19 protein-coding genes and 1 pseudogene are annotated in these 25,873 nt (G+C 71.3%); 8 read left to right on the top strand and 12 right to left on the bottom strand.

Translation table 11 applies throughout. The features are described from left to right. The gene (locus ACSRUE_RS21615) at positions 1–4,017 is read right to left on the bottom strand and encodes a protein kinase domain-containing protein (RefSeq protein ID WP_441292646.1); all 4,017 of its coding nucleotides are present in this window, start codon (positions 4,015–4,017) and stop codon (positions 1–3) included. A gap of 8 nt (positions 4,018–4,025) precedes the next feature. Further along, on the bottom strand, positions 4,026–4,922 hold the full coding sequence (locus tag ACSRUE_RS21610) for a hypothetical protein (protein WP_441292645.1): 897 nt from the start codon (positions 4,920–4,922) through the stop codon (positions 4,026–4,028). Positions 4,923–5,091: 169 nt separating this feature from the next. Here ACSRUE_RS21610 and ACSRUE_RS21605 point away from each other — a divergent pair, with 169 nt between their 5' ends. Then, the gene (locus ACSRUE_RS21605; RefSeq protein ID WP_441292644.1) at positions 5,092–6,498 is read left to right on the top strand and encodes a serine/threonine protein kinase; all 1,407 of its coding nucleotides are present in this window, start codon (positions 5,092–5,094) and stop codon (positions 6,496–6,498) included. Positions 6,499–6,542: 44 nt separating this feature from the next. Here the strand turns inward: ACSRUE_RS21605 and yddG are convergent, their stop codons facing one another. The 3 genes from yddG to ACSRUE_RS21590 all read right to left on the bottom strand — a co-directional run bounded on the left by yddG (position 6,543) and on the right by ACSRUE_RS21590 (position 9,387). After that, positions 6,543–7,430 carry an aromatic amino acid exporter YddG gene (gene yddG, locus ACSRUE_RS21600; protein WP_441293112.1) on the bottom strand — a complete coding sequence of 296 codons (888 nt, stop codon included), beginning with the start codon at positions 7,428–7,430 and terminating at the stop codon, positions 6,543–6,545. 181 nt (positions 7,431–7,611) lie between these two features. Then, the gene (locus ACSRUE_RS21595) at positions 7,612–8,403 is read right to left on the bottom strand and encodes a helix-turn-helix domain-containing protein (protein WP_441292643.1); all 792 of its coding nucleotides are present in this window, start codon (positions 8,401–8,403) and stop codon (positions 7,612–7,614) included. A gap of 132 nt (positions 8,404–8,535) precedes the next feature. After that, positions 8,536–9,387, bottom strand: coding sequence for a matrixin family metalloprotease (locus ACSRUE_RS21590; protein ID WP_441292642.1), 852 nt, complete (start codon positions 9,385–9,387; stop codon positions 8,536–8,538). A 261-nt stretch (positions 9,388–9,648) separates the two neighbouring features. Here ACSRUE_RS21590 and ACSRUE_RS21585 point away from each other — a divergent pair, with 261 nt between their 5' ends. The 5 genes from ACSRUE_RS21585 (at position 9,649) to ACSRUE_RS21565 (ending at position 15,191) form a co-directional block, all read left to right on the top strand. Next, positions 9,649–9,807 carry a hypothetical protein gene (locus ACSRUE_RS21585; RefSeq protein WP_441292641.1) on the top strand — a complete coding sequence of 53 codons (159 nt, stop codon included), beginning with the start codon at positions 9,649–9,651 and terminating at the stop codon, positions 9,805–9,807. A gap of 122 nt (positions 9,808–9,929) precedes the next feature. Then, on the top strand, positions 9,930–10,757 hold the full coding sequence (locus tag ACSRUE_RS21580; protein WP_441292640.1) for a TIGR02452 family protein: 828 nt from the start codon (positions 9,930–9,932) through the stop codon (positions 10,755–10,757). Between the two features lie 202 nt (positions 10,758–10,959). Continuing rightward, entirely contained in the window at positions 10,960–12,642 is a 1,683-nt protein-coding gene (locus tag ACSRUE_RS21575; protein ID WP_441292639.1) for a serine hydrolase domain-containing protein, read from the top strand. Between the two features lie 96 nt (positions 12,643–12,738). Next, positions 12,739–14,001: a glucose-1-phosphate adenylyltransferase gene (glgC, locus tag ACSRUE_RS21570; protein ID WP_441292638.1), complete on the top strand. Its 1,263-nt coding sequence runs from the start codon at positions 12,739–12,741 to the stop codon at positions 13,999–14,001. 155 nt (positions 14,002–14,156) lie between these two features. Further along, positions 14,157–15,191 (top strand): aspartate-semialdehyde dehydrogenase, encoded by a 1,035-nt coding sequence (locus tag ACSRUE_RS21565; RefSeq protein ID WP_441292637.1) that lies wholly within the window; start codon positions 14,157–14,159, stop codon positions 15,189–15,191. A gap of 156 nt (positions 15,192–15,347) precedes the next feature. Here ACSRUE_RS21565 and ACSRUE_RS21560 read toward each other — a convergent pair whose 3' ends face one another. From ACSRUE_RS21560 to ACSRUE_RS21550, 3 genes are all read right to left on the bottom strand, one after another. Next, on the bottom strand, positions 15,348–16,355 hold the full coding sequence (locus tag ACSRUE_RS21560; RefSeq protein ID WP_441292636.1) for a hypothetical protein: 1,008 nt from the start codon (positions 16,353–16,355) through the stop codon (positions 15,348–15,350). 287 nt (positions 16,356–16,642) lie between these two features. Then, a complete protein-coding gene (locus tag ACSRUE_RS21555; protein WP_441292635.1) occupies positions 16,643–18,376 on the bottom strand; it encodes a glycoside hydrolase family 5 protein in 1,734 nt (577 codons plus the stop codon). 584 nt (positions 18,377–18,960) lie between these two features. Further along, on the bottom strand, positions 18,961–19,755 hold the full coding sequence (locus ACSRUE_RS21550) for a TVP38/TMEM64 family protein (protein ID WP_441292634.1): 795 nt from the start codon (positions 19,753–19,755) through the stop codon (positions 18,961–18,963). A gap of 269 nt (positions 19,756–20,024) precedes the next feature. Between ACSRUE_RS21550 and ACSRUE_RS21545 the strand changes: the two genes are divergently transcribed. Next, complete coding sequence (locus tag ACSRUE_RS21545) at positions 20,025–21,935, top strand: DUF4215 domain-containing protein (RefSeq protein WP_441292633.1); 1,911 nt, start codon at positions 20,025–20,027, stop codon at positions 21,933–21,935. A gap of 81 nt (positions 21,936–22,016) precedes the next feature. Here ACSRUE_RS21545 and ACSRUE_RS21540 read toward each other — a convergent pair whose 3' ends face one another. After that, positions 22,017–22,796 carry a hypothetical protein gene (locus tag ACSRUE_RS21540; RefSeq protein WP_441292632.1) on the bottom strand — a complete coding sequence of 260 codons (780 nt, stop codon included), beginning with the start codon at positions 22,794–22,796 and terminating at the stop codon, positions 22,017–22,019. A gap of 292 nt (positions 22,797–23,088) precedes the next feature. On the opposite strand from ACSRUE_RS21540, the pseudogene ACSRUE_RS21535 reads away from it, so the two are divergent. Continuing rightward, positions 23,089–23,241, top strand: a pseudogene (locus tag ACSRUE_RS21535) (hypothetical protein); the annotation flags it as partial. Positions 23,242–23,448: 207 nt separating this feature from the next. Here the strand turns inward: ACSRUE_RS21535 and ACSRUE_RS21530 are convergent. The 3 genes from ACSRUE_RS21530 to ACSRUE_RS21520 form a co-directional block, all read right to left on the bottom strand. Next, complete coding sequence (locus ACSRUE_RS21530; RefSeq protein ID WP_441292631.1) at positions 23,449–24,537, bottom strand: Kelch repeat-containing protein; 1,089 nt, start codon at positions 24,535–24,537, stop codon at positions 23,449–23,451. Positions 24,538–24,588: 51 nt separating this feature from the next. Beyond that, positions 24,589–24,825 carry a hypothetical protein gene (locus tag ACSRUE_RS21525; protein ID WP_441292630.1) on the bottom strand — a complete coding sequence of 79 codons (237 nt, stop codon included), beginning with the start codon at positions 24,823–24,825 and terminating at the stop codon, positions 24,589–24,591. 146 nt (positions 24,826–24,971) lie between these two features. Next, the gene (locus ACSRUE_RS21520) at positions 24,972–25,256 is read right to left on the bottom strand and encodes a hypothetical protein (protein WP_441292629.1); all 285 of its coding nucleotides are present in this window, start codon (positions 25,254–25,256) and stop codon (positions 24,972–24,974) included. Between the last annotated feature and the right edge of the window lie 617 nt (positions 25,257–25,873).

The raw sequence follows: 25,873 nt of genomic DNA, 5'->3' as shown, positions 1-25,873 counted from the left end.
CTAGCTGCGCCGCTGCCGATCGAGCCGCTCCCGCATGACGTTGGGGATCCGCCCAGCCACCTCGATCGCCCGCTCGAGCGCCGCCGCACCCTCCGCGTGACGACCGCACCGTGAGCGCGCCCGCGCCCGCGCCTCGATGACCTCGATCTGCTCCTGCCCCACGAAAAAGCGGGCCGATCGCTCCTCGAGCTCGTCCCACTCCTCGTCGCTCGCGTCCCGCGTCGCCAGGTCGATCATCGACCACTGCACTTCTTCCGCGGGAGCCATCTCCATGCCCTCGCGCCCCTCCGCGGCCAGCTTCGCCTGCTGGACCCGGATCGCTTCGATGATTTCACGCGCCTTGCTCTCGTCGCCCCGGTAAAGGAGCAGCCGGGCCAGAAGGAGCTGCACCAGCGGCAGCGCCTCGTCCCCCCGCTGCTGGCGCTCCAGCGACACGACCCGCTCGACGTGCGGCGTCGCCATCTCCAGGTTGCCCATCAGGTAGAGGTACTCGCCGAGGTTGAACTCCCCCATGAGCTCCATCGCTCCGAGGCCCAGCTCGCGCGAGATGGCCAGGACGCGACAGAGATCCAGGATCATCCCCTCGTTGTCCCCGAGGTGCGCGCGCAGGAGCGCGCGGTTGCTGATCGCAGGCCCGAGGTGCAGGAGGTCGCCACGCGACTCGCACATCCGAATCGTCCGCTCCAGCGCCACCCCTGCCTCGTCCAGCTTGCCCAGCCCAGGATAGATGAAGCTCAAAAGGAGCATCGACACCACGAACGTCTCGTAGGCCTCGTCGCCCAAGGCTTCGGCTTGCTCGGCAGCGAGCTCGAGCTGCGGCGCCGCCTCCTTCTCGCGGTTCTCGCGGACGAGCGAGCGCGCCACCCCCATCGAGAGACGCGCCGCGAGCGCCGGAGACAGACCGCCCCGCACGAGCGCCATCGCCTGCTCCACCCGCTCCTTCGATTGCCCGTAGTCGTCCATCCAGTCGAGCGCCGTCGCCTCGTCGAGCAGGATCTCGATCTGCTCGATCGCGTCGCCCTCCTCCACGGCCATCGCACGCGCGCGCTCGAGATCGCCGAGCGCATCGTGGTAGCGCCCCAGCCGGTAGCGCATCAGGCCCCGACCCCGGTACGCCGCCCTCCGCCGCACCCCGCGCTCCTCGACCGGCTGCGCGAGGGCGCGGCTGTAGTGGAGCTCCGCCTCGACGTAGGCGTGCCGCGCCCGCGCTCGCTCGGCGAGCTCCAGGTAGGCCTCGGCCGCGATCGCGGCGAGCCCCGCCTCGGCCGCATGAAATGCGATCTTGAACCGCCGCTGCTCCTCGCTCTCGTGGACCGCATCCCGGTGGTGCTCGTATGCGGCCAGGTGGATCTGCCGCCGCTCCGCCTCGGCGATCCCCTGCGCGTTCGCCTCGCGCACGAGGGAGTGACGGAAGGCGAACCGGCCCTTCCGACCGGCGACCAGCACGCCGGCCTCGACAAGGCGCTCGGTCCCGACGCGCGCGTCGAGCGGGAAAGCCGCGCCCTCACCGCGCTGATCCAGCTGGTTCAGCACGCCCTCGATCTCGTCGAGCGACACCTCGGCGCCGAGCAGCGAGATGAGCCGCGCGTGCGCCCCGAGCGCCGGCCCCAGCGCCGCCATCTCGCCCCGCGCCAGCTGATCGATGAGCGGCAAGACGGGCAGGCGCTCGAGCTCGTCGGTCGCCAGATACCACGCGTCGCCCTTCGGATGCCGCCGCAGGATCCCCTCGCGCTTGAGCCCGTGCACGAGCTCCACGAGCAGCAACGGCACCTGCTGCGAGCGCTCGATCAGGCGATCGATCGCCAGCTCGGGCACGCCCCGCGCAGGCAGCAGCAGCCGCCGGCACAGCGCCCGCGCGCTCTCGGTGTCCAGAGGGCCGAGCCGCACCCTTTCGCGCCGCGCGGCCCGCTCGCCCCAGGCGGGGTGCGCCTCCGCGAACGCCGGACGCCCCATCGCGCAGATCCACAGAGGAGCGGCGCCATCCGCAAGCGCGGCGTACTCGAGGGCCGCAAGCGTCACGTCATGCGCGAAGTGTGCATCGTCGAGGACGACGATGACGGGCGCGACGGCCGCGCGCCGACGCAAGCACTCGCCCGCCGCCCGCACGCGCGCGGAGCGCAGCGCACCAGGCGCGGCCTCGAGCGCCTCGATCTCGGGGAAGACCTCGCCGCCCGCCCGCTCGTCCACCCACCCGAGCGCCATCGCCAACCCCGAGCCGAGCTCCTCGCCGAGCACCGGACCGAGCCGCTCCACGAGAATGGCGCGGGCGCCGCTCTGCGGTGGCGCATCGGGCACGTCGAGCGCCTCACGCACGAGCTCCTGGAGCGTCGCGTCCGAGACGCCGCTCGTCGGCTCCTGCCCGCGCAGATCGATCAGGTGGGCGTGCGGCAAGCGCGCGCGGAGCTGCTTGCCGAGCTCGACGAAGAGGCGGCTCTTCCCGTAGCCGGGCTCGCCGATCACCGACACGACGGTGGGCTGTCGGAGGCGGAGCGCCTCCTCCGCGCTATGCAGCAGGGGGTCGAGGACATCGTGGCGACCGATGAAAGCCTCGGGATCCGTCGCGTCGCGCCCCTCTCCTCCGGTGCTGCTCGCGGGCTCGCGCACGAGCTCTGCGTCTGCTGCGACGGGCGCTTCGGGGAGCGCGGCCGCGGCCGCGGGCGTGAGGAACGGCCCCGGCGGCCCCGGCGCCGCCGGCCACCGCTCGGCGCGTGAGAAGAGCGGGCTCAGGAAGCGTGTCGCCCCGCCCGGTCGGGCCTGGACCGAGACGGGCGCGAGATCGATGAGCACCCGCTCGCACAGCCCGCCGCGCAGGAGCTCGTCGGCCGCGCGCTGCGCGTGCCGCGCGGGGCTCGCCGCGCCCTCGTGGCCGAAGACCGCCACGTAGCGCGAGCCGGAGGCGTGCGCGAGATCGCCGCCCAGCGCCCGGATCCGGCGCTGCACGACCACCCGATCGGCCGCGCCCTCGAAAAACAGGAGCCCCACCGCGCGGCGCTGGGCGCCGCCCGCCGTGCGCGGCCCGTCGCGCTCGCACGCGGTGCGCTCGTCCCTGAGCGCGCGCTCCAGCGCGGCGCGGAGCTCGGTCGCGCTGGCGAACCGCGCGCCCCGATCCTTGGCCAGGCAGCGGTGCACCACCTCCTCGATCGTCCGCGGCACGGCCGCGCGCGCCGAGAGGCGCGGGGGCCTCCGGCTCCTGTGGGCTTCCAGCACCGCCGCCCGCGGCCCCCAGAAGGGCGGCCGGCCCGCGAAGAGCTCGTACAGGATGACGCCCATCGCGTAGATATCGGTGCGCGCGTCGAGATCGGCGCGCTCGGCGGACTGCTCGGGGGCCATGTACTCCGCGGTCCCGAGCGCCAGATCATCGTCCTGCGCGCCGTCGCGCCGCCCCACGACACGGGCGATGCCGAGGTCGATGAGGGTCGCCTTCCCGGCACCGTCGACGAAGATGTTCTCGGGCTTGATGTCGCAGTGCACGTAGCCGCGCGCGTGGACGGCCTCGAGCGAGGCGAGCGTCGCGAGGCCGAGCCGAGCGGCCTCCTCGATTCCTGGCGCGGGGCGCACGGCGAGGCGCGCGGCCAGCGTCGGCGCGTCGACGCGCGCGAGGACGGCGTAGGGGGGGCCGTCCTCCAACGTGCCCCACGCGTGCACGGCGGGCACGTGGGGCACCCCCACGGCCAGGAGCGCCTCGACCTCGCGCCGGAGCCGCCACCCCGCCCCGTGACGCTCGGCGCGCGCGAGCTTGATCGCCACCGGCTCTCCGCCCCCCTCGGGCTCGGCCTCGAACACGGTCCCGAAGCCGCCCTGCCCCAGCACCTTGCGTGTCCGGTAGCCGGGGAAGCGAGGGAACGAGACCGCGACGACCTCGGTGATATCCGGCGGGGTCGCCTCGTCGTAGGGCTGCGGCTCGGGCAGCGGACACTCGGGGCACAGGCCCAGGTTCCGCCGCCCGCACGACGGACACCGCCGAGACTCTGCCGGCGCTTGCTCGAGATCCTTGTCCCGCAGGGCCTCGGAGCCCATGCCCAATCCTACTGCGGCAGGAAGGACGTGATCACCACATCCGTGCGTACCGTGGACGAGATTGCGGGGTTCTCGAGACATTGGGAGTAGAATCCGCCGTCGGAGCTCACCGAGCCGCACAGAGTATCGCACGAGCCCACGATCTCGATGGGACCACACTGCTGCGTGATCGTCGCCCCGGTCACCGGGTCAACGCCGAGGTGACCTGCCGCACAATCTCGCTGCAGAGCCCGTGCACGAGCGACCCCGGGCGGCGAGTAACAGGCGCGCACGTACGGTGTTGTGGAGAACACATTCCCCCAGAACGCGCCCTCCCTCACCAGGTAGGCCCAGCGCTCCGGAATCGACGAGGCCATGGACGTCTGGCTGGCGCGCAAGGATATTTGCACAGAGACGCCGTACCAGTTCGTCCGTGCTGCAAGACACGCGGTGATGTAGCGCTGGTAGAAGGGATCTGTGAGTGGACCGTACACCCACCAGTCCGCCATCCCAAGGAAGCCAGTGTATGTCTCCGGGTGACTCACACCGCCGCTGTCGGTCCAGGTGAACGAGAGCGACTGATTCTGCCTCAGCGCACAGCTCACAACGTACTGAACGAGCTGCCTTGACATGGCGCCGTCCGGTCCTGGATTCTGGAGAGCTGCGCGCACGTTCTGGTTGAACGCACCCCAGGAGAGCGCGCTCAGGCTGAGATCCCTGGGCGAGAACGAGGACAAGGTGAGGGCATTCCGGCCAATCGCATTAGGGAAGATGCCGTTGTTGCTTTCAACCGCAGCCTCGGCCTCCCCGATTGCTTCTTCGGATGCTTCATCGATCGACGCTTCGTCGAGCTCCGCCCCGATGCAGGCGGTAGTAACCAGAGGTATTGCGAGCAGCGCAACAGTCCGCATACAGCTAAGGAACATGTTGATCCCCCTTTCGGAGTTGGGTCCCGGCGTTTGAGGTCGAGTCGCGGCCAAGTTTAAGTTACCATTCGGAAACGCTCCTGTATATCCCCATTATCAAATATCTTCCCGAACGACGACAGGAGCACGCACCGCGGCTCCATGACGCGCCGCACGGTGAGACGAGACGATGACAATGACAGAGGACGAGACGAGGCCGTTTTCGGATGTGGAGAAGGTCGGCGCGCGCGGCGAGCTCGCGCCGGGGACCCTGGCCGGCGAATACCTCCTCGAACAGTTCATCGCGCGCGGCGGCTGCGGCGTCGTCTATGCCGCCAGGCACGCCCGCTCGGGGAGGCCCGCCGCGGTCAAGGTGCTGAGCGAGGCGGTGGCCCACTCCCGCCGCGTGGTCGAGCGCTTCGCCCGTGAGATCGAGGCGTTACAGCGGATGTCTCACCCCAATATCGTAGAAATTTACGAAGTAGGTGAGCTGTATGACTATCGACCGTTCTACGTGATGGAGCGTCTCGAGGGGCAGACGCTCGACGAGCTGATCAGGGCCGAGACGCGGCTGGCGCCCCGGGAGGTGCTCGAGCTGTTCGAGCCCATCTGCGCAGCGCTCGGGGCCGCGCACGCGGCCGGGATCATCCACCGCGACGTGAAGGCGAGCAACATCTTTATCTGCCGCGGCAGACCGCGGACCGTGAAGCTGCTCGACTTCGGCATCGTGAAGATGATGGCGCCCGAGGAGGGCTCGACCTGGCTCACCACCGCCGGACGTATGCCCGGGACGCCATCCATCATGGCGCCTGAGCAGATCCTGGGGGGCCACATCGATGCACGGGTGGATGTCTATGCGCTCGGGGTGCTCCTCCATCGCATGTTGGTTGGGAGATTGCCCTTCCACACCCACGACATGGACGAGATGGTGAGGAAGCACCTCGAAGAGCCGCCGATGCCTCCGAGCCTGCGGGTCCCGCTTCCTCTCGAGATCGACGCCGTGGTGCTGCGCTGCATGGAAAAGCGCCGGGAGCGCCGGTTCGGTTCGGTCGATGAGCTCTTGTGGGCGCTCCGGGAGGCGATCGACGAGCCCGCGTCGGGGGCGCAGAGCAAGCTCGACCCGACGCTTCCGGCGGTGGGTGTGTACCTGGAGATCCGGACGCGGGGCGGCTCCGACGATCTCGACGAGGCGCTCGCGGCCGATCTCGGGCAGGTGCTCGACATGGCCGAGTCGGAGCTCACGAGCGCGGGGTTCATCCTGGCCTCGACGACCGGCAACGAGGTGCTCGGCGTGCGCGTCCTGCCGGCGGAGCCGGGCGAGGAGCGCGAAGCGCGGCGCGCGGCGCTCCTGGTCGCGACGACGCTGCACGAGGCGGTGGCCCGGCGCCCAGGAGCGGACCCACGCGTCCACGTCAACGTGTGCGTTCACGCCGACGACGTGCAGGTGCGCCAGACGGCGCAGCCCGAGATCATGGGGGGCGCGCTGACGTGCGCGGGGCTGTGGGCGCCGGCCGGCGAGGCAAAGGAGGTCTTCGCGACGCCGAGCGCGACCGCCGGCATCCTGGACGACGAGCTGCCCACGTGGCGCAACCCCTGAACCGCTGACGACCAGCGAGATGCGAGGCCAGAAGAGCGACGCCGTCACGAGCGCCCGGGCGCGGTCGACACGAGGCCGCCGACGGTCACGAGGGCGCAGGCGGCGAGCAGCTGGGCGCTCGCCTCGGCGTGGCCGGCGGCGCAGAGCAGCAGCGTCGAGAGGATCGGCGCGCCGTAGGACAGCGCCCCGAGCTGCGGCACGTCACCGTGCTTCGTCGCGTGATCCCACGCGAAGAACGCGACCCCCACGGGGCCGAGCCCGAGCGCGAGCAGGCCGAGCGCCTCTCCGGGCGTCGGCACGACCGTGCGCTCGAACGCGAGGTGCCCGGCCAGGCCCAGGGCGGCCGTCGCCGCGCAGGAGCCCGCGATGGCGTCGGCGGGGACCTCGGCGAAGCGGCGCTGGAGGACCGAGTACGTCGACCAGAGGAGCGCGCAGCCGAGCGCGGCCAGGTAACCGGGCGCGTGTGTGGCGCTCAGGCGGACGGCGCCCGCGCCGGCGACGAGCGTCCAGACGCCCGCGAGCCCGAGCAGCGCCCCAACCACGTGCCCGCGGCGCAGGCGCCCGCCGGGGAGCGCCGCCGAGAGCAGGACGACGAGCAGCGGCCACAGGTACGAGATGACGCTGACCTGCACGGGCGGCGCCGCGGAGAGCGCATAGAAATAGAGAGCGTGATAACCGAACAGGCCGCCCACGCCGAGGATCCAGCTGCCGAGCGGCTGGCGCAGCGCGCGGAGACCGCCCCTGCCGCGCTGGGCGAGCCGCGCCGCGCCGAGGAGCGCCGCGACCGCGAAGGTCGACGAGAGCACCTGGAGGGGCGGCAACCTGCGCACCGAGGTCGAGAGCAGGGCGAGGCTGCCCCAGAGCCCGATCGCCGCGACGCCCGCCAGGGTGGCGGCTCGCCGCGAGGGGCGCGCGGCCGGCGTCGCTGCCATCGCTGCGTCCGATAGGGCGGCGCCGTGCGTCGTGTCCGACATGGCGCCGAGCATGGCGCGCCGGCCGGCCGCCGTCTTGGCCCAGGCTCCGCCGTCCTGTGCCGGGACGACGGGCTCGCGCCCCAGCGACATTCGCCCGCGCCCCGGCTCGCCGCGCCTGGGCTGCGCGCCCGCGGCCCGACTACGCTCGCCCGCGCCGCGGCTCGCCCCGACTCTCGGCCCGGACCGCGCGACGCAGGGCCGCCGGGGTCACGCCGCGGCGGCGCCGCAGGCTGCGGGTCAGGCAGCTCTGGTCGGCGTAGCCGCAACGGAGCGCGATCTCCGCGATCCCGAGCTCGGTGCGGGACAGGAGGTCGGTCGCGCGCGCGAGGCGCAGATCCGCGATGCGCTCCTGCACCGTCGTCCCGAGGACCGCGCGGAACAGATGATGGAGGTGCCCCGGGCTGAGCTCCGCCCGGGCAGCCACGTCCGCGACGGTGAGCGGCTCGTGCGCGTGGTCCTCGAGGAAGCGCAGCGCGCGGCGCAGCTTCTCCGGGGCGCGCATCGGGCCGAGCGCGCCGCGCGCCCCGCGCTCGGCCAGCGTGAGCACGAGCAGCCCCGCCCACCGCCGCCGCAGCGCGACCGAGCCGCCCCGGTCGAGCTCGTCCGCCGCGGTCCGGACCAGGTGCGCAGCAGCGGCGTCGAGGGCGATCGACCCGCCGGCGATCCGCTCGAACCACAGCGCGGCGCCGAGGGCTTCCGCGGAGGCGGGCGGCACATCGATGACGAGGAAGCGATTCCGGTCCGGCGCCGCGAAAGCGTGGCGGGTGTCGCACGGGACGAGAGCGCCCGAGAGCCCGGATGCCCTGAGCTCTCGACCGTCCATCGAGAGCGCTATCGCGCCTTCCAGAGGCAGGACCAGCTGGTGGTGCGCGTGGCGGTGCGCGACCACATCGGCCGAGTATCGCCGGACGCCGAGCTCGACCTCATCCATGGCGCGCCATGATCTCACGCGCGGCGCGCGCGCGCCATGGTCCCTCGGGCTCCCCACCGCGCCAGCGCTCCCGCGGGCGCGGCGCGCGCCACGCAGCGCGCGCGGGACGCAGCGCGCGCCGCGGGGCGGAGCTCACCGGCAGGGCGGGCCGTACAGGGCCGCGGCGCCGCGCGCGTCGCGCTTCGTCAGGTCGAGGTCGCCCCAGTTCGTGCCGTTGCACCACGGATAGTGCATCACCGAGCCGGCGTCATACGGCGTCAGGGCGCGCCAGCCGTCGTCCTCGAAGCAGGCGCCCGCCTCGGGCCGCGTGTGCTCGTGCCGGAACCCGAGCGCGTGGCCGAGCTCGTGCCGCAGGACGCCCGTGAGCGTCCAGAGATCCAGCGGGCCGAGGGCGGTCGAGTCGATGAGGAGATTGCGCGCGCGGCGCGAGCTGTCAGGGAAGAACGCGCGCGCGTAGTACGGCTGCCCCTCGACCGGGCGCACGTCGAAGACGACCCTCTTGTTGCGCGCGTCGCACGCGTCGTCCTGGTCCGCGAGGTGAACGAAGCGGACGTCCGCCACCTCCTCCCACGCCCCGGCGGCGCTCTCCATCGCGGAGACCACCGCGCCATGGTCGCCACCGAACGCCTCGCTCACGCAGTAGCTGAGGCTCCGCTTCTCCCTGTCGCTCCACCGCACGTCCCTTCCATGGCTCCGACCGACGATGAGCGCCCCGCGCTGGACGTGGCGCTCATAGAACCGCTCGAGCCCGTCGAGGCCCTCGACGGGGATGTCGCCATCGACGATGTAGATGCCGCTCTCCGGCTCACGATAGGTGCGAGCCTCGAACGCGTCGAAGCTCACCTCCGTATCGCCGACCTGCTCGGAGATCTCCTCTCCCCCGGGCGCGCCGGCGGCGCACCCGACCGGCGCGAGCGACAGGACGAGGAGACCAAGAGTGCCATGAAGGAGACCGCGAGACTTCGTAGACGGATGACTCATCATACAGGTACCTCTCGTTCATGCCTTTCCCTCCCGGGTCAGGCGAGGGCGCGCAGCGCCGCAGTGAGCTCCGCCGGACGGCGCCACGGGCCCCCACGGCGGGTCGGGCCGACTCGACTGCTGGTACTGACGCGGATGGCGTCCGGTTTCGTCGTCCGATATTGGCAAGCGACGTGCCGCATGCGCGATGGCGTGACTTTGCGGTCCAGAGCTCAAGCGCGGTGCGATGGAGTCCACACTCGTGGAGCGGGTGCTTGCGCACCTGTGCAAGGACTTGCGTATCGAGATCGAAGCTGCGCGCGCCGCCGGGACCGGCTCGAGGCGGTCGATCGCGAGCCGAAGCGGCTCGTCACCGCGCAGAGCGAGCCGTTCGGCCTCGCGGTCGGCGCGACGCGCGTGTACTCGACGGCCCCAGCGGGGTGAACGCTGGCTGGAGGAAATCGCCGGCCCGCCTGCGCCTCCGGCAGAGGGGGCTGCGCGCCCCGCCGCGCCCGCGCCGCGCGTTTCGCTGGACGAGCGGCCGCGGCTCGCCAATCCTTGAGCGCATGAAGCTGACCAGCATCGCCGCAGAGACCGTGCAGATCGCGAGTCGTGGCGAGTACGTCGCGCCCTCGGGCGCGACCGTTCGCATCCGCGACCGCGTGCTCGCCGCGGTGAAGGGGACCGTGCTCTACCGGCCCGGATCACTCGACGCCTGGGAGCCGAAGGAGCGCCTCGAGCGCCCGACGGTGATCGAGGTCACCGGCGAGACCACGGGGGCTGCCGGACGGCGGCTCATCGAGCAGCAGAGCGAGGCCCGCGTCATGGCCCTCAACTTCGCGTCCGCCAAGAACCCCGGGGGCGGGTTCCTGCGCGGGGCCAAGGCCCAGGAGGAGGACCTCGCCAGGTGCTCGGCGCTGTACGCGGCCCTGGTCGAGCAGCGCGAGTATTACGACCAGAACCGCGCCTGCGGGAGCTTTCTCTATACCGACCACATCATCTACTCGCCGGACGTCCCGTTCTTCCGCGACGAGCGGCACGCCCTCCTCGACCGGCCGTTCGCGCTGTCGATCATCACGGCGCCGGCGCCGAACGCCGGCGAGGCGTTCCAGCGCGACGACGCCACGGACCAGGAGATCCGAGCCGCCCTGGAGCGCCGCGCGGACATGGTGCTCGCCGCTGCGGGCGCGCACGGGCACCGGTGCCTGGTCCTCGGGGCGTGGGGGTGCGGCGTCTTCCGCAACGATCCGCGCGAGGTCGCCGACGTCTTCGCCCGGTGCCTCGAGCGCCCGCGCTTCCGCGGCGCGTTCTCGCGCGTGGTGTTCGCGGTGTACGACCGGGGCGACGCTCGGCCGAACTACCGGGCCTTCCAGGAGCGGTTCGCGCAGGCGTAGGCGCGTACGCCGCCGGCGCCCCCGATCCGGCGCGCGCCGTCACGGCCCCGCGCGGCTCACACCGTGGGATCCCCACCCCAGAGCTGCGCGCACGTCGCGCGCTCTGCCTACCTCCACCGCCAAAATCGAGCGCTGCCCCCTTCTACCGGCTCCGTTTCGCATTGTCGGGTCGCGATCGAAGAGCGAGAGTCATGGCTCCGACTTGAGGACGATCGACGACAGGCTCGCCGCGCTCCTCGCCGCGGCCGTCTTCTCCGCGTCACCCCTGCTCCTCTGCGGGTGCACGCCGACCGCGCCCGCGCCGCGAGCCGCCTCGCCCGCGCCGCGAGCCGCCGCACAGGTGGCCGCGGCGCCGCTCGACCAGCGCTTCGCCAGCGAGCCCGCGCCGACGCCGCGCTTCCCCGATCCAGCGCGCGGGCGGAAGCTCCGCGCGGCGGCGGCCGACGTGCAGGCGCTCGCGCGGCGCGCCGCGGAGAGGGAGCGCTTGCCGGCGCTCGCGCTCGGCGTCGTCATCGACGAGGAGCTCGCGATCCAGGCGGTGCTCGGCGTGCGGGACGCCGCGGCGGGCGGGGCGGTCGACGAGCACACGCGCTTCCGCATCGGCTCCGTCACCAAGCCGCTGACCGCGGCGGCGATACTGCGGCTCCGCGACGAAGGGCGGCTGTCGATCGACGCCCCCGCGGCGCGCTACCTGCCGGCGCTCACCGGCGTCGTCTACCCGACGCGCGACGCGCGGCAGATCACCGTCCGCGACCTGCTCACGCACAGCTCCGGCCTGCCGCGGCTCGGGGTGTTCCCTCCGGCGTCGACGTCGCGCGACGTCACCGAGCGGGAGATCCTGGCCACGCTCGACGGCTTCGGGCTCGAGAGCGCGCCGGGCGCCGCGACCTCCTACTCGAACCTCGGCTATTCGCTCCTCGGGCTGGTCGTCGCGCGCGCCGCCGGCGTGCCGTACCGGCGCTACATGAGCGACGCGGTGCTCGGGCCGCTCGGCATGCGCGACGCCGCCTGGGACCCGTCGCAGGTGCCGCCCGGCGCGCTCGCCTCGCCCCACGCGCGGAGCGCCGACGACGGCGTCGTCGCGCCGATCCAGCCCTGGCGGCTCGGGGCCTCCGAGGCGACCGCGGGGCTCTACGCGAGCCTCGCCGACATGGGTCGCTTCGTCGGGTTCGAGCTCGCCGCCTGGCCCGCGCGCGACGCGCCCGAGACGGGGGCCCTGCGGCGGAGCACGGTGCGCGAGTCGCACCTGATGGCGCGCAACGGCTCGGCGTTCCCGGCCGCCGGCGGCGACGACGGCCCCGGGCTCGGCTGGCATGTGCGCGAGGACTGCGACCTCGGCCACATGGTCTTCCACAACGGCCTGATCGACGGCTTCTCCGCGTCGGTGACGCTCCTCCCGCAGCGGGGCGTCGGCGTCGTCGCGCTCGCCAACGTCGCCGGCGCCGATCTCGAGTCGCTCAACGCGGACGTGCTAGGCCAGCTCGCGGCGACCGGCGCCATGGCGGCGCGCGTCGTCCCGCCCTCCCCGCCCCTGCGCCGCGCCGCTCAGGCCGTCGCCTCGGTCATCGGCCGCGCGCGCGCCGAGGCGCTCGATCGCAGGCTCAGGCCCGGCTGGTTCCCGGAGGCTCACCTCACCTCCCTGCGAAAGGCGCTGCGCGACGCCGGCGCGCGGGTGGGGGCGTGCGCGCTCGACGGCTCCGCCGTGGTGGAGAGCGCCACGGCGGCGCGCTTCGGCCTGCGCTGCGAGCGCGGCGCGCTCTCGCTGGCCGTGCGCGTGGACACCTCGCCGGACGCGCGGATCACGTCGCTCAGCGTGGAGGAGCAGACAGGGGCGATCGCCCGGGAAGCCCCCGGCCCGAGCGACCGCCCAGCCCGCTGCCGCTGAGCGATCTGCAGCCCGGCGGGTTCGCCACTCCTGCTAGTGTAACCGCGCCCATCGTCCCGGGCGTCGAACCGTCCCCCTCACCTCGCGGAGACCCGCTTGAAGCACAACGACGTGGTGGTTTTGATCCTCGGCGGAGGCGTAGGAAGCCGCCTCTACCCGCTCACCAAGCTGCGCTCGAAGCCAGCGGTCCCGACCGGCGGCAAGTACCGGCTGGTCGACATCCCGATCAGCAACTGCCTCAACTCGGGGTTCAACCGCATCCACATCCTCACGCAGTTCAACTCGGTCTCGCTCCACAACCACATCACGCAGACGTACCGATTCGACGTCTTCTCCGCCGGCGCGGTGCAGATCCTCGCGGCCGAGCAGACGCCGACCCACAGCGACTGGTACCAGGGCACCGCCGACGCCGTCCGCAAGCAGCTCGTCGAGGTGAAATCGCCGAACCCGCGGGACGTCATGATCCTCTCGGGCGATCACCTCTACCGCATGGACTACGAGCCCTTCCTCGAGCACCACCGCGAGACCCGGGCCGACGTCACGCTCGCCGTCCGCCCCGTCCCGACGGCCGAGGTGTCGCGCCTCGGCATCGTGGACACCGACGACACCGGGCGGGTGGTCAGGTTCATCGAGAAGCCGAAGGACATGAAGCTGCTCGACAACGTGCGGCAGGTGCCCGATCCGGCGACCCCGTGGCTCGCCTCGATGGGCGTCTACATCTTCAGCGCGAAGGCGCTCTACGAGATGCTCGAGCACGACAACGCCTCCGACTTCGGCAGCCACATCCTCCCCCGGGCGCTCGACACCCATCGGATGATGACCTACACGTTCGACGGGTACTGGGAGGACATCGGCACGATCCGCAGCTACTACGAGGCCAGCCTCGCGCTCACGGACTCCGATCCTCCGTTCTCGTTCTACGACCCGCAGCGGCCGATCTACACGCGCCCGCAGTTCTTCCCTCCGGCCCACGTCACCGCCGGCTCGGTCCTCGACCAGGTGCTCCTCGCCGAGGGGAGCCGGATCGTCGAGTCGAAGATCTCCCGGTCGGTCGTCGGGCAGCTCTCCTCCATCGGGCCCCACGTCTCCATGTCGAACACGGTCATGATGGGCGCGGACTACGAGTCGCTGTTCCAGGCCCACGGCCCCGAGAGCACGAGGGGCCTGCCGCCCATCGGCATCGGCCGGGGGTGCACGATCGACGGCGCGATCATCGACAAGAACGCGCGCATCGGCGACGGGGTGGTGATCCGCAACATCCCCGACCGGCCGGACAGCGACGCCCCGTACTACGCGGCCCGGGAGGGCATCGTGGTCGTCCCGAAGAACGCCGTCGTCCCGCCGGGCACGGTCATCTGAGCGCGGGCCGCGCCCCGGCCGCCGACGGGACGGCGGCTGGGCACGCGGGCGGAAGGGACGCGGCGTGCGGCTAGGCTAGGTAGGCAGAACGCCGCCGCGGCGCCCGGCCACTCGCCCCTCGTCGGCTGGGCCCCGGTCTGGTAAAGAGCGCCCTTATGCGAATCTGCATCCTCGGCGCCACGGGCCTTGTCGGCCGCGAAACCATCACCCTCATCGCGCGGGCCTGGCCCGGCGCGACGCTCGCCCTGTTCGCGAGCCGGGACCAGGAGCTCACCCTCGACGGCAAGTCGTACGAGGTGCTCGGCGCGTCGCGCCTCGAGGCGCAGGACGCCCCCCGCGGAGACCTCGCGTTCGTGGCCCTGGATGACGATCACAGCAAGCGGTACGCCCCGCGGCTCGTGGAGCTCGGGTACCGCGTGATCGACAAGAGCAACACGTACCGCGCCGACCCGAAGGTGCCGCTCGTCGTCGCCGGGGTGAACTCGAGCATCGTCGACGACTCGGTCCGGCTCGTGGCCAACCCCAACTGCACGACCATCCCGCTGATGCTCGCGCTCTCGCCCCTGCGCCGGGAGTTCGGGCTGAGCGCGGTCACGGTGAGCACGTACCAGGCGGTCAGCGGCGCCGGCATCGCCGCCCTGGACTCGTTCCTCGCGGACGCGCGCGACGGCTTCCAGGCCCTCGATCGGCTGGGCCTGCCGTTCAAGACGTCGGGCTACGCCGGCAACACCGTCCCGCACAACGGCGGCACCGACGAGAGCGGCTTCTCCTCGGAAGAGCGGAAGCTCATCTTCGAGAGCCGCAAGATCCTGAGCATGCCGGAGCTCGGCGTCTCCGCGCAGTGCTGCCGGGTCGGCGTCGCGGTCGGCCACTACGAGAACGCGTGGGTCACGTTCGATCGCCCGGTGGATCTCGAGCGGGTCGCGAGCATCCTGGGCGATCCGGCGAAGTCGCCCTTCGTGAAGCACCTCCCCGGCGCCGCCGGCGAGGGCCTGAGCGCGCTCCACTGCGTGCAGGACCGAGACCTCGCGCTGGTCGGGCGGATCCGCCCCGATCCCCGGGACCGCGACCGGAAGAGCGTGTGCCTGACCGTGGTCGGGGACAACCTTCGGCTCGGCGCGGCCACCAACGCGGTCCGCGCCGCGACGCGCTGGTTCCCGAGCGCCGATCGGGACTTGCAGGCCCCCTGACGGCAGACGATGCGACCCGCCCGGCCCCACATGATCCTCGAGCTGTCCCGCTCCCTGGGCAAGCAGGTCTTCTTCCGCTTCGACGAGGCGCCGGGCTGCGCCTAGCCGCGCCCGGCGCTACAGACGCACGCGAGGCGCCGCGGCGGCGCGGTCTCTTCAGGGCTCGGGCCCCGGCCAGCCAGCGCCGACAGGGAGCGCCTGCACGTCGGGGAAGAGCATGTAAACACGCTTTCCATTCCACGTCTGCCCGTGGGGCGGCGAGGGCGCGGCCGCCGCGACGCTCGCGCGCACCGCGCGCCCGAGCGCGGCTGCGCCGTCGAGCGCCTGGCTGAGCGCCGCGAGCGCCTGCGCCAGCTCGGGGAGCGACGCGTCGCCCGACGTGCCCCGCGCGACGAGGGCGTCGACCTCGCGGCTGCGCACACCGAAGTCCGACGGCAGCGGGTGCGCGGGCTGCGCCGTGACCGCGGCGTGGAGGAACTGGCGCTTCGCCACGCCGCCCGCCTCGCCGAAGCCCGCGACGAGCTCGAAGAGCGCCGACGCGACGCCGAAGCCTGGCTCCGCCTCGCGGGGGTCGCCGGTCTGGGAAACCCTGATTCCCAGATCATCGAGGTACTCGAACCCCGTAGGGCTCAGCGCGGCCGAGCGCTCCGTCTCGGGCAGGGGCGGCGCGACCCGCACCTCGCCGCTCTCGAAGACGATGACGCGCGCGTACGTGAAGCGCGCGTGCGGCACCGCGAGCCGCACGCGCGCGAGCTGCGCCGCGACCTCCGCCGCCGCGCCGATCTCGAAGCGCGAGCCCGGAAGGTGGCGCGCGATGCCCGCCAGCGTCATCCCCGCCGCGTCGGGCCAGGGGCACACGGCGACGTGCCGCGGGAGGGCCTCCGCCTCGCCCGGCGCGCACACGCGCTCCAGCCCGAACGAGGCGGGGGCGAGGAGCGGCGGCCGCTGGCCCTCCATCCGCCGCAGATCGCCGAACAGCCAGGCGCGGTTCTCCCCGTGGTGCTCGGGCGCGAGCATCCGCGCGCCGACGAGCAGCGCGACGGTGCCCCCGGCGCGCGCGAGCCATGCCTCGGGCACGGAGAGGTGCTCGTACAGGAAGGCCTCGACGATGAGCTGCCACTCGCGGGGCGGCTCGGGAGGCAGGGGAGCGGCGGTACGGTACATGGCGGGTGCGGGGCTTCGAAGAGCAGCGCGCTCGGCCCCCGGATGCACACACGAGACGGGGGAGCTCGTGAAGTAGCGTATCCAAGCCGGGAGCGCCGCGGAACACGGCTGCGCGCCGCTGCCGCCGATCGGCGAGCGCGCTGCCCGATCCGCCCCGACCGCGCGGCGCTCGGCCACGACCCGGGTCGACGCCGCCGTGGCAAGCTGGCGTCACACGGCGGAAGTCACAAAAGAGAACCGCCCGCAGGTCCAGGCCCGCGGGCGGTCTTCTTCGTCAGCGGCTCGGCCTACTTGAGGCGGGCCAGCATCTCGACCTTCTCGGTGTCCAGCCCCGTCCAGGTGCCCCAGCCCGACTTGTCCGCATCGGTGTACTTGTGGTTGTAAATACCACCCGTATCACCCGACTCGGGGTTGATGGACCAGTAGGTGAAGTCCGTCATCTTCTTCTTGATGAGGTAATCCACGTACATGTTCTGCCACTCCCAGTCGTAGCGCTTGCCGGCAGGCAGGTGCGCCCACTGCTGGGCCAGCGCCGGGTCCATCTCGTTCTTCGGCCAGTCCTTCACGCCGCCGAACTCGCCGGTGATCACGCAGAACTTCTGGTCGTGCAGGAACCCGAAGTGCTCGTCCCACTGCTTTGTCAGCTTCGCGACAGTATCGGCGTTGCTGCGTTCCAGAACCAGCCCGCACCCGGCCTTGGCGGCCGCCTCGTCCTCGAGCCCGACGCACTCGGGCTTCGACTGATCGACGTGCTGCTTCTGAACGAACACTGCAGGCCCGTAGGTGTGGGGCGAGAAGCAGAGCCGATTCCGGGGGATCTGGATCGGGTAGGCCGTCTGTCCGTAGAAGTTCTCACCCCAGTTCGGGTTGAGGTTCTCATCACCGTGGGGCTCCGGCTCAAGCGTCAGGCCGCTGGCGCCCGCGGGCTGGTGGCTGCCGGACACGCCCTGGACCACCGCGATCATGTCGTCGTTCTCTTCGGCGATGACGTCGTAGCAGGCCTTGGCCATGTCCGCCCACTCGGGCCAGCTGTACTTCCACGGCTCGTTGAAGCAATCGATGCCGATGATGTTCTTGATGTTGAGCTTCTTGGGCAGCTGCGCGATCTTCCGGATGTCCGCGAGCCACTTGTCGTAGTTGTAGGCGTCCTCGCCCGTAAGGCAGGTGTAGTCGTCCGCCTTGTAATCGTAGTTCTCGCGATCGCTGTCCACGTAGGGCTTGTTGTCGTCGAGCCTGCCCGCGCGCCACCCGAGGTGGTTCGAGCAGGAGTGGATGCCGATGATGACGTTCAGATTGTTCGCGCTGGCCTGCTTGAGGAAGTCCTCGAGCGCCTCGTACGCGTTGGCGTACGGGTAGACGTCCGGGTCGTTGTTCTTGATCCGGGGCGAGGTGGTGCTGTAGTTGCCGTCCGGGTGGTTGGCGACCAGGGTCTGCGGCGCGATGGGGAGCCGGATCGTGTTGAACTTGAGGTTGGAGCTGGTGAGCTCCTTCATCGTGTCCGCGATCGTGCGCGGGGCGCTGTTCTCCGCCCACCACATCGATCCAATGAAGAGCTCCATGGCGCCGGGACGATCGAGATCGTCCTGTCCCTCGAGCCCGAACCAGTTGCCGCCGCGAACCTGGATCTCCGTGCCGTCCTGCGTCAGGCGGCCGTTGTCGAGGTTGACCCGGAACCTGCCGTTCGGCGAGTCGTCGGTGTCCGGCGTGGGCTTCGCGTCCGGGTTGCCGCTGCCGCTGCCGCTCGGGACGCCAGCGCCCGCGCCGTTGCTGGTGGTGCTGCCCGCGCCCGCGCCGTTGCTGACGCTGCTGCCCGCACCCGAGCCGTTGCCGACGGTGCTGCCCGCGCCGCTGCCGTTGCCGACGGTGCTGCCCGCGCCGCTGCCGTTGCCGCTGCCCGCGCCACCGGAGCCCGTCAGCCCTCCCCCGGTCGCCGCGGTCGATCCATCACCACCGCAGGCGATGCCCATCAGAGCAAGGGCGGCGAAGGAACACAAGAAGATATGGCTTCTTCGGATTCTCATAGGTTCGTTCTTTCGTTAAGCACAAATTCAGAACACGGCGCACTGCTTCGAGCGACAACCCCCAAGGCTCGTCCGTAAGACAATCTCAGCCAGATCAACGGTCGGTCGCGCTCTACAGTCGACCCTGCGCAGAATTCGCAATCAAGCAACACCGACGGGTTGCCAACCGGACTCGCATGTTACCCGCCACCAAACAGAGGGTCAAGACGAGACGCACCCCCCCGATGCCCGGACCAGTTATCGATAAGGCGGTGTTTTTCCCACGACGGTGGATCGCAGGAGGCGCTCTCCTTCAGCGGGATCCTTCAGGAGCGCTGCACGAGGGGCGACCGCCACGAGGCGCTTGACTTTCAAGTTGCACATGAATTGCCGAACCACCTGGACGCCCTGCGCTCCCGAAGGGCGCGCAGCGTCATTCGATAGGTGCGTAGCGTCATCCCCCCTGCGCACAGCGTCAAAGTCGATGAAAGGGGACATCGGCAGAGCTCGTCGATGGAAAAGGCAAGCTGAAAGACCACGACTCGCCACGATGCCTGTCACGGGGGCACGCGACGCGTCGGCGCGTCGACGCGCTGCTCCGGCCTTCATCGATCCTGACGGCGGCGGGCGTGCCGGCGGCTGAGCGGATAACACGACTCCCCTCTTCTCCCGCGGCCCTCGCCCTCCTCTCGCGGCCTCCGCCGGCGCTCCGGCAGGCGCACGAGGAGCAGCGCGAGCCCCGGCAAGAGCACCATCCCGGCGAGCAGCAGCAGGGATGACGTGAGCCGCGCGGCCGAGGCGCCCACCGCGGCATAGGTCGCCGAGATGCCCAGGTTGGCCAGGGCCGTCACCGTGACGAACGCGCGCCAGGGCATGCGGCCCGCGCCCGCGAAGACGAGAGACGCCTCCGCGAGCACGGGCACGCCGCGGAAGAGGAGCAGGAACCAGCGGCCGTGCCGCTCGGCGGCCCGCGTCAGGCGCGCGAGCTCCGCCTCGCCCACCATCCGCTGCAAGGCCGGCGCGCCCGCGCGCGCGCCGACCAGATAACCCAGCCCCGAGCCCGCCATCATGCCCGCCCAGGAGACCGCCGTCCCGCGCCAGAAGCCGAGCAGCCCGCCCGCCGCCGTGCTCACCAGGCTCGACGGCACCGGCAGGACGATATCGCCGGCGAGCAATCCGCCGAGGACGAGCGCCGTCGCGATGGGCGAGGGCGGCGCCGCGAGCAGCCTTCGCGCCGCGGCCTCGAGGCTGTCGGCGAAGAGGAAGAACGGCACGAGGATGACCAGGAGGAGCACGCCGGAGAAGCCGGCCCACCCGGGCCAGGAGCGCCGGGAGCGCGCGGTCACGCCGGGGAGGCGTGCGCTCCCCGGAGGACGGGTCGAGTCAGACGATCGCACCATGCAGCGCTCCAGGTCCGGTGACGGGCCGGCCACCCTGCGAGTGACGAGGGGGCCGGCAGGCGCGCGAGTATACGTCCCTCAGGCGGTCCGCCCTCGGGGGAAAGAGACGCTGGTTCAGGATTTGTCGACGCACAGGGGGAGTCGCCTTGTTCAACCGCCCTGGAGGCCGCGGCGCGCGAAGGAAGGGCTCGAATTCAGGGCACCCGCGTGGGAGACTGTCGCGAATTCCCGCATCCCGAGAGGTCCCGGGCAACCGGAAGGAGCAGGTCATGCGTCCCCGATCTTCGTGGCTTGGTTCAACCATTTTCATCACGAGCTGCGCCGCCCTGGTGGCGAGCTGCTCTGCGAGCGCCGACCGCCCTCCCGGAGGCGGCGGCCCCGGTGGCGGCGGCGACAACCCCACCACCACCACCGGCGGCGATTTCGGCGACGGCAACACCACGGGGAGCGGATCGGACATCGGCGACAGCGACAGCGCGTTCCGTTGCGGCGACGGGGGCCTGACCAACGACGAGGCGTGCGACGACGGAAATGCGGTGGGGGATGACGGCTGCGCGGCGGATTGCCGCTCGGTCGAGCTCGGCTGGTCGTGCCCGCTGCCCGGGGTCGCTTGCACGCGTATCGCCCGCTGCGGTGACGGCGCCGTGGTGTTCCCGGAGCTCTGCGACGACGGCAACACCGAGGCGACCGACGGCTGCTCGCCGACCTGCAAGGTGGAGGTCGGCTTCAAGTGCAGCGGCAGCCCGAGCGCCTGCACGCCGACGATCTGCGGCGACAAGACGCAAGAGGGCGCGGAGAGCTGCGAAGACGGCAACACGATGCCCTTCGACGGCTGCTCCGCGAGCTGCCAGGCCGAGCCCGATTGCTCCGCGGGCTCCTGCACGTCCCGCTGCGGCGATGGCCTCGTGCTCGGCGAGGAGTGCGACGACGGCAACAACATCGACGGCGACGGCTGCTCCGCGGCGTGCACGAAGGAGCCGGGATACACCTGCGCCGTTCCCCAGCCCTCGGGATCGATGGCCGTGCCCGTCGTCTTCCGCGACTTCAAGGCGGCCCACCCCGACTTCGAGCCGAAGGGGCCCGCCAACAGCAGGCCGATCTTCAACATGGTCGGGCCCCGGCTCGACGCCCAGAAGAAGCCGACGTACATGGCCGCCGCCAATAGCCTGGTGACGAGCGCGGACAGCTTCGCCCAGTGGTACCACGACGTGCCCGGCACCAACAGCACCACGGTCACCACCCTCACGCTCTGGGACACCGGCGACGGCCGCTTCGTGAACCGCTGGGGCGAGGACGGCGAGCAGTGGACCCTGCTGTCCCAGGAGAGCGCGCACTATTGCGGCAACGTGGGCAACGAGGTGAACGGCGAAGAGTGCACCTCGTCGGCGCAGGGCACCCCGCAGTGCGGCGACATCCACAGCGAGGCGTTCCACAGCTGCGAGGTGCGCGGCGGGGTCTACTGGGCGAGGTACATCGAGGAGACCTACGACGGGAACCCGCTGTTCTTCCCGATCGACGACGATCCGTTCACCCCGGCGGCCGAGCGCGTCGCGGCCGACATCTTCCCGAGCTACGGCGGCGGCGACTGGCTGAAGGAGCAGGGCAGCCCGAAGCACAACTTCCATTTCACGAGCGAGATCCGCTACTGGTTCCAGTACAACGCGGGCGAGCAGTACGAGCTCGACTTCACGGGCGACGACGACGTGTGGGTGTTCATCAACGATCGCCTCGCGGTCGACGTCGGCGGCATCCACAGCGCCGTCAACGGGCGCCTCGTCATCGGCGCCAACGGGGGCGGCAGGGTCACCTACGCCACGGAGGCAAACGACAACATCCCGTCGCGGAACATCGACCTCGGCCTGACGGACGGCGGCGTCTACCAGATCGCCGTGTTCCACGCCGAGCGCCAGACCGCGGCGTCGACGTTCAAGCTCACGCTGCAGGGCTTCGCGACGGCGCGCAGCGAGTGCAAGCCCATCTGCGGCGACGGCGTCGTCAGCCTGGGCGAGGAGTGCGACGACGGCGTGAACGACGGCGGCTACGGCGAGTGCGCGCAGGACTGCAAGCTCGGCGAGTACTGCGGTGATGGCGTCGTCCAGGACGTGGAGGAGTGCGACGACGGCAACAACCGCGACGGGGACGCCTGCGGCAGCGGCTGCCGCAACCTCATTCCGCGCTGACCCGACGGAGGGTCGCCGCCCGAGGCGACCGTCGCCGGAAGCCGCCCGCGCGCTCCCGGCGACGATCGCCGCGAACCCCGCTCAGAAGCAGATCCCGAACTCCGGGTAGCCGATGTCGACGCAGCTCCCGCCGCTGGCACACGGCGCGCCGAAGCTGCTCCCCGGGCAGAGCTCGATGCAGGTGAAGGTGACGCCCTCCCCGGTCAGGTCGCCGCACGCGGCGTTGGACACACACCCCTCGACGCCTCCACAGGTGCCTCCTACGGGGATGGTGCCTCCCGGGAGGCAGGCCGGAACCCCTCCCATCAGCTCTCCTGGAACACACCACTCGCCGCCGCCACAGCCCGCGCCGAACGGCGTGCACGCGCCGCCACCGCCGACCTCGGTCACCTCGATGGAAATGTCCAGCTGCCCATCCCCGATGGTGATGATCGCGCCGTCCGTCTGGAATTGATAGACCAGCTGCGTGACGGCCCCATCGTAAATAGTGAATGAGGCGGTGGGAGGGGTGAGCAGCGTCGCCTGCACGGGCACAAACGTGCCCCCGTCATCGCGCTGCAAGACCCAGCCCTGCTCCAGGGTGCTCGCGTAATCGCCGGTGGGCAATGCCGCGCTGAGCACCGTCTCGCCCGGATCATCCGAGGTGCCGAGGTACGTGACGATCGGCCCCTCGATCCTGAAGAGCGCGTTGCTCAGCCGGTACACGTGCCCGTTGGTCTGCGCCACCAGGGCGATGCTCGCGCGGCCGGTGGACTCGGCTTCTTCCGTGCCGTCCGGACCGACGGCGCACGCCGGGAGCAGCGGCGCCGCCGCAAGGAACATTGCCGCGAACCCGACGTTGACAAGCGATGATCGACTCATGCTGGACCTCCTCCAAGCGAAAAGACGGGCGAGCATAACACGCGTCGATGCACTCGCGGCGCGCGGAGCAAGGATCGGATCGCCGGGACGACGCCGTTCGATCGGCGGTGGTGATGGCTCGCTCCTGCGGTAAGCGGCTGCCGCGGCGCCAGGACGACGGTGAGAGCGTGAGGCACAGCTCTCCGCCCGTCGGCCTCGCCCGGAGCGCGAGGTGCACGGCGCCGCGGCGCGCAGCCCGGATGGCGCTCACCAGCACGCGAAAGAGCCCGCGCGCCAGGGTGTCGTGGTCCGCATGGACCACCACGGGCTCGAGCTCCTGGATGCTGGTCGTGACGTCGCAGACAGCCGACGGATCCGGCCCGAAGACATCCCGCGCCTGTTCGATCGCTGCTGGCAAGGGCGGGCGGCGCGCTGCGCGGGCGCGGGGCTCGGGCTGCACATCGTCAAGGGCATCGTCGAGGCGCACGGGGGCAGATCTCGGTCGACAGCGAGCTCGGCGCGGGGACGACGTTCTCCTGCGCGATCCCCGTCACACGCTGAAGCCAGGGAGGCCAACCCGCTCCTCGCCGCATGCCCGACGGGTGCACGACTCCAGCAAACTGGAGCCGGGTCCACTTTACGAGCCGACGCTCCTGCGCTCGGCGCGCGGCCGTTACCGCGCCACGTCGACGGATTCGACGGATGCGGTCAGCTCGTTGTCCGCCGCGGATCGCCCGCCGAGGACGATCACCTCGCCGTCGCCAGGACAGATCAGGGGGCTGAAATACCGCGTGAACTCCAGGGCTCCCGCTGGCTCCCAGCCGTCGCCCGCCTCGTCGAGCCGGAAGAGGCCGTCGGCGAAGTTGACGTAGAGGTCCTGCTCGTCGTTGCACGCCGTCGCGCCGAAGCCGGCAATCGGGATCTCCGAGGGGAGCGCCGGGCCCGGCGACCAGGCCTCGGTCTTGGTGTCGAACCGGTAGACCTCGCCCGAGAATGCCATCCCCTCGCCGACGCCGCCGAGCGCATAGATCGTGTCACCGCGCCTCGCGACGCCCAGCGAGCGGAGCGCGAACGGCGCCTCGGGCAGCGGGACCCACGCCGCGTCGGGCGTCGAGAGGTCGAGCACGACGCCCCGGGTCAGCAGCTCGCCGGGGCCCCCGAGCGTCCAGCCCCCGACCACGTACAGCCGGTCCCCCACCACCACGGCCCCGTGCCCGGAGCGCCCCTCGGGCAAGTCCGGCATGGCCTGCCATGTCCCTTCGCGCGGATCGTAGCGCTGGACCGTCGCCACCGGGGTGAGGACCTCCGGCTCGTCGATGGCGCTGTCCACGCGGAGGCCGCCGATACGGTAGATGAAGCCGCCGTGCGCCACGAGCGCGATGCTCTCCAGGTGCTCGACGGCCCCGAGGTCCTCCCAGGCGCCGCCTTGCGCGCGGGAGAGCCGCCGGAACCCGGTCGACTGGTGCTCGGCCGCAAAGCCTCCTCCGAGGTTCCCCCCGTACGTATAGATCGTGTCGTCGGCGAGGGCGGCGCCGAAGGAGCTGACGGCCTCGGGCAGGTCGGGATAGCGGTGAGGGGGCTGAGCCCGCGGCAGCTCGAGCTCCCGGGCCTCCCCCGTGGGGACGGCGGGGAGCGTGCGGAACGCTGCGGGCGTCGGGGCCGGCCGCACCTCCTCGTCGTCGCTGCAACCCAGGACCGTCAGAGCGCTCGCCGCGGCGAGCAGGCACCGTGTGAACCACAGCGAACCGTTCCAGTGAGACATCGTGACGGATCTCCTTGTCAGTGAAACCATCGACCGCCGGCGGCCTCGTCCTCAATCGATCGCGGCGCCATGAGCGATCCAGCGGCGGACGGTGTCTTTCTCGTCGGCCGAGAGCGGCTTCAGCGTCGGCGGCATCGCGAGGCCACAGCCCTCGTCGCACGAAACGAGCTCGCATTCGAGCGTTCCATCGATCTTGTGCAAGACGGGGATGAGCCGGCAGCGCATCGACGGCGCGCCCGGCGCGCACAGCGAGCTGCGCTCGGTGGGTGGGAGGTTCAGGAGCTGCATGAGTAGCGCCTCAATCTAGTTCAAGCGCACCGCTGCGCACTATAGCAGCGCGTATCTGCGGGCGTGGCGCCGAGCCCGCCGCTGCGCCGACGCTCGGCCCCCGCCTCGCGTCGAGATCGGAGAGGGCGGGCGCGGGCGCCAGGCAGTCAGGAACCGAACATCTTTTGGTGCTTTTGCTTGGTGGTCCCCTCGTCATTGTCGTCACCCGCGGGCTCGCCATCGGAATCGGACGAGGACTCGCTGTCCGCCTCCTCTAGCGTGAAGATCAACAAGCTGCGGCACGTGGCCTTGATGAGCTTGCGCAGCTCGCGCTTGGTCAATGGGGTGCTGACGGCCCACGAATCGCACGCATTCGCCTCCACGCCGATGAGCGCACCTTCCAGCTTTGCGAATGCCCCCTCCAGAAAGACAAGATCGGTGTTGCTTGACACGATTCTGTACTTCCTGGCGTCTCCTCTCCCCGCAGCGCATGCGCGCCGGCCGCCGCAGACGCCAAAGCGACGGGTGCGCGGCCATCCTGGCGAGCCGGACGCCGCCGAATCTAACATGGCACGACGACCGCAAGTCGACGGCTCATTCATTATGTTCCCACCACAATACAGCCATACGGCCGCGCTTTCGGGCGAGGGCAAGCCCGGAACGTGTGCGCCGCACGCAGACTGCTGAGCAGCGGGGCTCTCTGGCCCACGGGCCCCCATCATGCCTTCGGCCTGGTCGCGTCATCGACCGATGGACACGAGATGACCGCCCCAGGTACGCATGCGGACGGCCCACGAGAGGTTCCCCGAGTTCTGACGTCCCAATCGCCGACTGAGCTTGTCAAGATGCACGGAGGCCGGATCACGCGGAGCAGGGCGCGGCCGCACCGCGGTGCTTCGGCCGCTGCCGCTGGACGGCTTTCGCCATCGCCCCGCCTCAAAGCTCCCTGCGAGCGCGCTTGCCCGCCCCTCGCGGCTCGAGCTCATTCCTCGTGAACCGTCCGGTCCGTATCGGACAGATCCCCTCCTCTCCTTGTGATGCGTCCCTCGTCAGGCAAGCACCGGCGCGA

It is taken from the genome of Sorangium sp. KYC3313 (genome assembly GCF_052075895.1).
GTDB lineage: Bacteria > Myxococcota_A > Polyangia > Polyangiales > Polyangiaceae > Sorangium > Sorangium cellulosum_B.
The sequence above is the reverse complement of the archived record's forward strand: the minus strand, read 5'-3'. Positions and strand labels throughout refer to the sequence as shown.

Excerpts from the sequence above, each read along its gene's own strand:
- ACSRUE_RS21605 (WP_441292644.1), top strand. The coding sequence starts at position 5,092 with ATGACAATGACAGAGGACGAGACGAGGCCGTTTTCGGATGTGGAGAAG.
- yddG (WP_441293112.1), bottom strand. The coding sequence starts at position 7,430 with ATGGCAGCGACGCCGGCCGCGCGCCCCTCGCGGCGAGCCGCCACCCTG.
- ACSRUE_RS21545 (WP_441292633.1), top strand. The coding sequence starts at position 20,025 with ATGCGTCCCCGATCTTCGTGGCTTGGTTCAACCATTTTCATCACGAGC.
- ACSRUE_RS21530 (WP_441292631.1), bottom strand. The coding sequence starts at position 24,537 with ATGTCTCACTGGAACGGTTCGCTGTGGTTCACACGGTGCCTGCTCGCC.
- ACSRUE_RS21590 (WP_441292642.1), bottom strand. The coding sequence starts at position 9,387 with ATGATGAGTCATCCGTCTACGAAGTCTCGCGGTCTCCTTCATGGCACT.
- ACSRUE_RS21540 (WP_441292632.1), bottom strand. The coding sequence starts at position 22,796 with ATGAGTCGATCATCGCTTGTCAACGTCGGGTTCGCGGCAATGTTCCTT.
- ACSRUE_RS21550 (WP_441292634.1), bottom strand. The coding sequence starts at position 19,755 with ATGGTGCGATCGTCTGACTCGACCCGTCCTCCGGGGAGCGCACGCCTC.
- ACSRUE_RS21560 (WP_441292636.1), bottom strand. The coding sequence starts at position 16,355 with ATGTACCGTACCGCCGCTCCCCTGCCTCCCGAGCCGCCCCGCGAGTGG.
- ACSRUE_RS21595 (WP_441292643.1), bottom strand. The coding sequence starts at position 8,403 with ATGGATGAGGTCGAGCTCGGCGTCCGGCGATACTCGGCCGATGTGGTC.
- ACSRUE_RS21555 (WP_441292635.1), bottom strand. The coding sequence starts at position 18,376 with ATGAGAATCCGAAGAAGCCATATCTTCTTGTGTTCCTTCGCCGCCCTT.
- ACSRUE_RS21610 (WP_441292645.1), bottom strand. The coding sequence starts at position 4,922 with ATGTTCCTTAGCTGTATGCGGACTGTTGCGCTGCTCGCAATACCTCTG.
- ACSRUE_RS21565 (WP_441292637.1), top strand. The coding sequence starts at position 14,157 with ATGCGAATCTGCATCCTCGGCGCCACGGGCCTTGTCGGCCGCGAAACC.
- ACSRUE_RS21615 (WP_441292646.1), bottom strand. The coding sequence starts at position 4,017 with ATGGGCTCCGAGGCCCTGCGGGACAAGGATCTCGAGCAAGCGCCGGCA.
- ACSRUE_RS21580 (WP_441292640.1), top strand. The coding sequence starts at position 9,930 with ATGAAGCTGACCAGCATCGCCGCAGAGACCGTGCAGATCGCGAGTCGT.
- ACSRUE_RS21525 (WP_441292630.1), bottom strand. The coding sequence starts at position 24,825 with ATGCAGCTCCTGAACCTCCCACCCACCGAGCGCAGCTCGCTGTGCGCG.